Below are 5621 nucleotides of genomic sequence, written 5' to 3'. Positions count from 1 at the left end.
ACCAGCGCCTCGACGTCGACGGTGCCCCCCTTGGGGAACAGCGTGCCGATGCGCTCGACGTTGACCACCTGGTACTCCTCGCGGAACGGGTTCTTGAACCCCTTCAGCTTCGGCAGGCGCATGTGGATCGGGATCTGTCCGCCCTCGAACCCGGCGGGCACCTGGTAACGGGCCTTCGTGCCCTTGGTGCCGCGTCCGGCGGTCTTGCCCCTCTTGCCGCCCTCGCCGCGACCCACACGGATCTTGGCCTTCTTGGCTCCGGGGGCAGGACGCAGGTGATGAAGCTTGAGCGTCATGTCAGTTCGCCTCCTCATCAGGCAGAGTCTTGACGTCGACGAGGTGCGGGATGGCCTCGACCATGCCGCGGATCTCGGGGCGATCGTCCTTGAGGACGACGTCGCCGATGCGCTTCAGACCCAGCGAGCGCAGCGTGTTCCGCTGGTTCGCGTGGCGTCCGATGCCGGACTTGATCTGGGTGACCTGGAGCTTCGTCACGAGGCCCCCGCTCCAGCTTCGGCCTTGGCTGCTGCCTCGGCGATGCCTTCCTTGCCGGCGCGAAGGAGGGCCGCCGGAGCGACCTCTTCGACCGTCAGGCCGCGGCGCTTGGCCACATCCTCGGGGGACTCGAGCGTACGGAGCGCCTCGACGGTGGCGTGCACGATGTTGATCGCGTTCGACGAGCCGAGCGACTTGCTGAGCACGTCGTGCACACCGGCGGCCTCGAGCACGGCGCGCACCGGTCCACCGGCGATGACGCCGGTACCGGGTGACGCGGGGCGCAGGAACACGACGCCGGCGGCGGCCTCACCCTGGACCGGGTGCGGGATGGTGCCCTGGATGCGCGGGACGCGGAAGAAGCTCTTCTTCGCCTCTTCGACGCCCTTCGCGATCGCGGTGGGCACTTCCTTGGCCTTGCCGTAGCCGACTCCGACCTGGCCGTCGCCGTCGCCGACAATCACCAGCGCGGTGAAGCTGAAGCGACGTCCACCCTTGACGACCTTGGCGACACGGTTGATCGTGACGACCTTCTCGATGTAGTTGGACTTGTCGCCGCCACGGTCTCCACCGCGTCCGCGACGATCGCCGCCTCCGCGACGTTGCTGGTTGCTCATCAGAACTCCAGTCCTGCTTCACGGGCGCCATCGGCGAGTGCCGCGACGCGTCCTGCGTACTTGTTGCCGGCCCGGTCGAAGACGACCGTTGCGATTCCGGCGGCCTTGGCGCGGTCGGCGACGAGCTCGCCGACCTTGCGGGCCTTGGCGGTCTTGTCGTCTGACGACGAGCGCAGGTCGGCCTCCATCGTCGAGGCCGACACCAGGGTGCGGCCCTCGAGGTCGTTGACGACCTGAGCGACGATGTGCTTGCTCGAGCGGGTGACGACCAGACGTGGACGCTCGGCGGAGCCCTCGAGCTTCTTGCGTCCGCGCACCTGGCGGCGCAGGCGCGATGCCGTGCGTCCGGTGGTGCTCTTGCTGTGCTTGATCGAGATGGCCATGGTCACTTACCAGCCTTTCCGGCCTTGCGCAGCACGCGTTCGCCGGCGTAGCGCACGCCCTTGCCCTTGTACGGCTCGGGCTTGCGGAGCTTGCGGATGTTCGCGGCGACCTCGCCGACCAGCTGCTTGTCGATGCCGTGCACCGCGAACTTCGTGGGCGACTCGACCGTGAAGGTGATGCCTTCGGGCGCGTCGAACTTGACGGGGTGGCTGAAACCGAGGTTCAGCTCGATCGCGGCCGGGCCCCGCGCCATGACGCGGTAGCCGACGCCGACGATCTCGAGCTTCTTCTCGTAGCCCTCGGTGACACCGAGGACCATGTTGTTGATGAGCGTGCGGCTCAGGCCGTGCAGGGCCTTGCTCTCACGCTCGTCGTCGGGGCGGGCCACCTCGAGGCTGCCGTCGTCACCACGAGCGATCGTGATGGGTGCGGCGACCGTGTGGGCGAGTGCTCCCTTGGGGCCGGTGACGCGGACGTCTTGGCCTTCGATGACGACCTCGACACCGGTGGGAACGGTGACGGGCATCTTGCCGATTCGCGACATGTGCTTTCCTTCCGCTCTCACCAGACGTAGGCGAGAACTTCTCCGCCTACGCCCTTGGTGTTGGCCTCACGGTCGGTGAGGAGGCCCTGGCTCGTGGAGATGATCGCCACGCCGAGGCCACCGAGCACCTTGGGGAGGTGGGTGGACTTCGCGTAGACCCGCAGGCCGGGCTTGCTGATGCGGCGGATGCCGGCGATCGAGCGCTCGCGGTGCGGGCCGTACTTGAGGGTGATGGTGAGCGACTTGCCCACCTCGGCCTCGGCCGGTTCGGTGACCGAGAACCCCGTGATGTAGCCCTCCTGCTTGAGGATCTCGGCAACGCCGACCTTCAGCTTGGAGTAGGGCATGGTCACGGCGTCGTGGTACGCCTGGTTGCCGTTGCGGACACGCGTGAGCATGTCCGCGATCGGATCGGTCATCGTCATGGTTCTGTGTTCCATTCCTGCCGTGGTTTCCCGGTCATCGGGACCTTCGGCCTGTTGGTGGTGGTGGTTACCAGCTGCTCTTGGTGACGCCGGGGAGCTCGCCGCGGTGTGCCATCTCGCGCAGGCAGATGCGGCAGAGGCCGAACTTGCGGTAGACCGACTTCGGTCGACCACAACGCTGGCACCGCGTGTAGGCGCGCACCGCGAACTTCGGTTTGCGAGCTGCTTTGTTTCTCAGACCTGTCTTGGCCATCTCAGTTCTCCTTACTCTGCTTGTCGGTTCGCATCGCTACCGCTCCGCGAACGGGAAGCCGAGCCGGGTGAGCAGCGCGCGTCCCTCGTCGTCGTTCTTCGCCGTGGTGACGATGGTGATGTCCATGCCCCGCGAGCGGTCGACCTTGTCCTGGTCGATCTCGTGGAACATGGCCTGCTCGGTGAGGCCGAACGTGTAGTTGCCGCGGCCGTCGAACTGACGCGGGCTGAGCCCACGGAAGTCGCGGATACGGGGCAGCGCCAGCGTGAGCAGGCGGTCGAGGAACTCCCACATGCGGTCGCCGCGCAGCGTGACATGCGCACCGATCGGCATGCCCTCGCGCAGCTTGAACTGTGCGATGGACTTGCGGGCCTTGGTCACCTGCGGCTTCTGACCGGTGATCGCGGTCAGGTCGCGCACGGCGCCCTCGATCAGCTTCGAGTCGCGGGCAGCCTCGCCGACGCCCATGTTGACGACGATCTTGGTCAGGCCCGGTACCTGCATGACGTTCTGGTAGCCGAAGTCCTCACGGAGCGCGGGGAGGATCTCCTCGCGGTACCGCGTCTTGAGCCGCGGCGCAGCGGTCTGTTCTGCCGTTGCCATGTCAGATCTCCTTCCCGGTCTTCGTGGCGACGCGCACGCTGCGGTGCGCGCCGTAGGTGGTGCCGTCAGGACGGCTCTTCGTGACGCCGTCGCGGCGGTAGCCGACCCTGGTGGTGGTCTTGTCGCCGTCGGCGTCGACCACGAGCATCACGTTCGACACGTGGATGGGCGCCTCGCTGGTGATGATGCCGCCGGTGCTGGCGCCACCCTCCTGGCCGGCGCGGGTGTGCCGCTTGACGCGGTTGACGCCCTCGACGATGACACGGTCGGCCTCGGTGAGAACGTCGATGACCTTGCCCTCGACGCCCTTGTCGTTGCCGGCGATCACCTTGACCTGGTCGCCCTTCTTGATGCTGATCGTCTTCTTCTTCGCCATCTCAGAGCACCTCCGGAGCGAGCGAGATGATGCGCATGAACTTCTTGTCGCGCAGCTCGCGGCCCACCGGGCCGAAGATGCGGGTTCCACGCGGGTCGCCGTCGGTCTTGAGGAGCACGGCGGCGTTCTCGTCGAACTTGATGTACGAACCGTCCGGTCGACGACGCTCCTTGACGGTGCGCACGATGACCGCCTTGACGACCTCGCCCTTCTTGACGTTGCCACCGGGGATCGCATCCTTGACGGTGGCGACGATCGTGTCGCCGATACCGGCGTAACGACGACCTGAGCCACCGAGGACACGGATGCAGAGGATCTCCTTTGCACCGGTGTTGTCAGCGACCTTGAGTCGCGACTCCTGTTGAATCATCGGTCGTCTCCTACTTGGCCTTCTCGAGGATCTCCACGAGACGCCAGCGCTTGGTCGCCGACAGCGGGCGGGTCTCCATGATGAGAACCCGGTCGCCGACGCCGGCGCTGTTCGCCTCGTCGTGGGCCTTGAGCTTGATGTTGCGGCGCAGCACCTTGCCGTAAAGGGCGTGCTTGACCCGGTCCTCGACGTTGACGACGACGGTCTTGTCCATCTTGTCGCTGACGACGAGGCCCTCGCGGACCTTGCGTGCCGTTCGATCAGTCACTACGTCTTCCTTCTGGTCGCTCATGCGTCGACCTCCTCGATGATGCCGAGCTCGCGCTCGCGCATGACCGTGTAGATGCGCGCGATCTCGCGGCGCACGGTCTTGAGTCGGGCGGAGTTGTCGAGCTGGCCGGTGGCGTTCTGGAACCGCAGGTTGAACAGCTCTTCCTTGGTGTCGCTCAGCTTGAGCTCGAGCGCCTCGGCGTCCAGGGTGCGCAGCTCAGCTGCTGTCGTGGTGTCGGCCATCAGAGCTCACTCGTCTCTCGGGTGATGAACCGGGCCTTCATGGGGAGCTTGTGGATGGCGCGGCGCATGGCCTCGCGGGCCGTGACCTCATCGACACCCGACAGCTCGAACATGATGCGTCCGGCCTTGACGTTGGCGACCCACCACTCCGGGGAGCCCTTGCCCGAACCCATGCGGGTCTCGGCGGGCTTCTTGGTGAGTGGACGGTCCGGGTAGATGTTGATCCAGACCTTGCCGCCACGCTTGATGTGGCGGGTCATGGCGATTCGAGCGGACTCGATCTGACGGTTGGTCACGTAGTGACCTTCCATCGCCTGGATCCCGAAGTCGCCGAACGCGAGCTCGGTTCCGCCCTTGGCCATGCCGCGGCGCTTGGGGTGGTGCTGCTTGCGGTACCGAACTCTGCGGGGCATAAGCATTATTCCGTTGCTCCTTCCGCGGTGACGGTGGCCGCCGCTGGCGCGGCGGCGGCGGTGGCTTTCCCCTGGGATGGGGCGTCGGAAGCAGGAGCAGCCGTGCCGGCCTGCTCGGGCGCGCCCTCACGGCCGGGACGACGTCCGCGCTGCGGGCGCGAACGGCCCGGAGCAGCGGCACGCTTGGCTGCCTCGGCCTCGCGCTCGGCGCGGGTGCCGGCAACCTCGCCCTTGTAGATCCAGACCTTCACGCCGATGCGGCCGAAGGTCGTGCGGGCCTCGTAGAAGCCGTAGTCGACGTCCGCACGAAGCGTGTGCAGAGGCACGCGGCCTTCGCGGTAGAACTCCGAACGGCTCATCTCGGCGCCGCCGAGGCGGCCCGAGCACTGGATGCGGATGCCCTTGGCGCCGCTGCGCATCGTCGTCTGCATCGCCTTGCGCATGGCACGGCGGAACTGCACGCGACCCGACAGCTGCTCGGCCACGCCCTGCGCGACGAGCTGGGCGTCGAGCTCGGGGGCCTTGACCTCGAGGATGTTGAGCTGCACCTGCTTGCCGGTGAGCTTCTCCAGGTCGCCACGGATGCGGTCGGCCTCGGCGCCACGGCGTCCGATGACGATGCCGGGGC

At 66.9% G+C, this 5621-nt stretch carries 14 protein-coding genes; all 14 read right to left on the bottom strand.

The annotated features are described in order from the left end of the window. On the bottom strand, positions 1 to 296 hold a 296-nt coding region (gene rplO / locus ACRDPN_RS01455), incomplete at its 3' end, for a 50S ribosomal protein L15 (RefSeq protein ID WP_431445549.1). A 1-nt stretch (position 297) separates the two neighbouring features. Next, positions 298 to 495, bottom strand: coding sequence for a 50S ribosomal protein L30 (gene rpmD, locus ACRDPN_RS01450; protein WP_431445548.1), 198 nt, complete (start codon positions 493 to 495; stop codon positions 298 to 300). Further along, positions 492 to 1112 (bottom strand): 30S ribosomal protein S5, encoded by a 621-nt coding sequence (gene rpsE / locus ACRDPN_RS01445; RefSeq protein ID WP_431445547.1) that lies wholly within the window; start codon positions 1110 to 1112, stop codon positions 492 to 494. The genes rpmD and rpsE overlap by 4 nt, the downstream gene beginning before the upstream one ends. Then, a complete protein-coding gene (rplR, locus tag ACRDPN_RS01440; RefSeq protein WP_431445550.1) occupies positions 1112 to 1495 on the bottom strand; it encodes a 50S ribosomal protein L18 in 384 nt (127 codons plus the stop codon). Before rplR ends, rpsE begins: the two co-directional genes overlap by 1 nt. A 2-nt stretch (positions 1496 to 1497) precedes the next feature. After that, positions 1498 to 2040 carry a 50S ribosomal protein L6 gene (gene rplF / locus ACRDPN_RS01435; RefSeq protein WP_431445546.1) on the bottom strand — a complete coding sequence of 181 codons (543 nt, stop codon included), beginning with the start codon at positions 2038 to 2040 and terminating at the stop codon, positions 1498 to 1500. A gap of 17 nt (positions 2041 to 2057) precedes the next feature. Beyond that, the gene (gene rpsH, locus ACRDPN_RS01430; RefSeq protein WP_431445545.1) at positions 2058 to 2465 is read right to left on the bottom strand and encodes a 30S ribosomal protein S8; all 408 of its coding nucleotides are present in this window, start codon (positions 2463 to 2465) and stop codon (positions 2058 to 2060) included. Positions 2466 to 2532: 67 nt separating this feature from the next. Further along, positions 2533 to 2718 carry a type Z 30S ribosomal protein S14 gene (locus ACRDPN_RS01425; protein ID WP_431445544.1) on the bottom strand — a complete coding sequence of 62 codons (186 nt, stop codon included), beginning with the start codon at positions 2716 to 2718 and terminating at the stop codon, positions 2533 to 2535. Positions 2719 to 2754: 36 nt separating this feature from the next. Beyond that, positions 2755 to 3321: a 50S ribosomal protein L5 gene (gene rplE / locus ACRDPN_RS01420; protein ID WP_431445543.1), complete on the bottom strand. Its 567-nt coding sequence runs from the start codon at positions 3319 to 3321 to the stop codon at positions 2755 to 2757. Between the two features lies 1 nt (position 3322). Beyond that, positions 3323 to 3697, bottom strand: a complete 375-nt coding sequence (gene rplX / locus ACRDPN_RS01415) for a 50S ribosomal protein L24 (RefSeq protein ID WP_431445542.1) — start codon at positions 3695 to 3697, stop codon at positions 3323 to 3325. A 1-nt stretch (position 3698) separates the two neighbouring features. After that, a complete protein-coding gene (gene rplN / locus ACRDPN_RS01410) occupies positions 3699 to 4067 on the bottom strand; it encodes a 50S ribosomal protein L14 (RefSeq protein ID WP_431445541.1) in 369 nt (122 codons plus the stop codon). A 10-nt stretch (positions 4068 to 4077) separates the two neighbouring features. Then, positions 4078 to 4359 carry a 30S ribosomal protein S17 gene (rpsQ, locus tag ACRDPN_RS01405; RefSeq protein ID WP_431445540.1) on the bottom strand — a complete coding sequence of 94 codons (282 nt, stop codon included), beginning with the start codon at positions 4357 to 4359 and terminating at the stop codon, positions 4078 to 4080. Further along, complete coding sequence (gene rpmC / locus ACRDPN_RS01400) at positions 4356 to 4580, bottom strand: 50S ribosomal protein L29 (protein ID WP_431445539.1); 225 nt, start codon at positions 4578 to 4580, stop codon at positions 4356 to 4358. Before rpmC ends, rpsQ begins: the two co-directional genes overlap by 4 nt. Next, positions 4580 to 4999 carry a 50S ribosomal protein L16 gene (rplP, locus tag ACRDPN_RS01395; RefSeq protein WP_431445538.1) on the bottom strand — a complete coding sequence of 140 codons (420 nt, stop codon included), beginning with the start codon at positions 4997 to 4999 and terminating at the stop codon, positions 4580 to 4582. Before rplP ends, rpmC begins: the two co-directional genes overlap by 1 nt. Next, the coding region (gene rpsC, locus ACRDPN_RS01390; RefSeq protein ID WP_431445537.1) for a 30S ribosomal protein S3 at positions 4999 to 5621 on the bottom strand (623 nt) is incomplete at its 5' end. The genes rplP and rpsC, both read right to left, overlap by 1 nt.

It is taken from the genome of Aeromicrobium sp. (genome assembly GCF_050700635.1).
GTDB lineage: Bacteria > Actinomycetota > Actinomycetes > Propionibacteriales > Nocardioidaceae > Aeromicrobium.
Note: the sequence above shows the minus strand (reverse complement) of the source record. Positions and strands in the feature narration are given on the sequence as shown.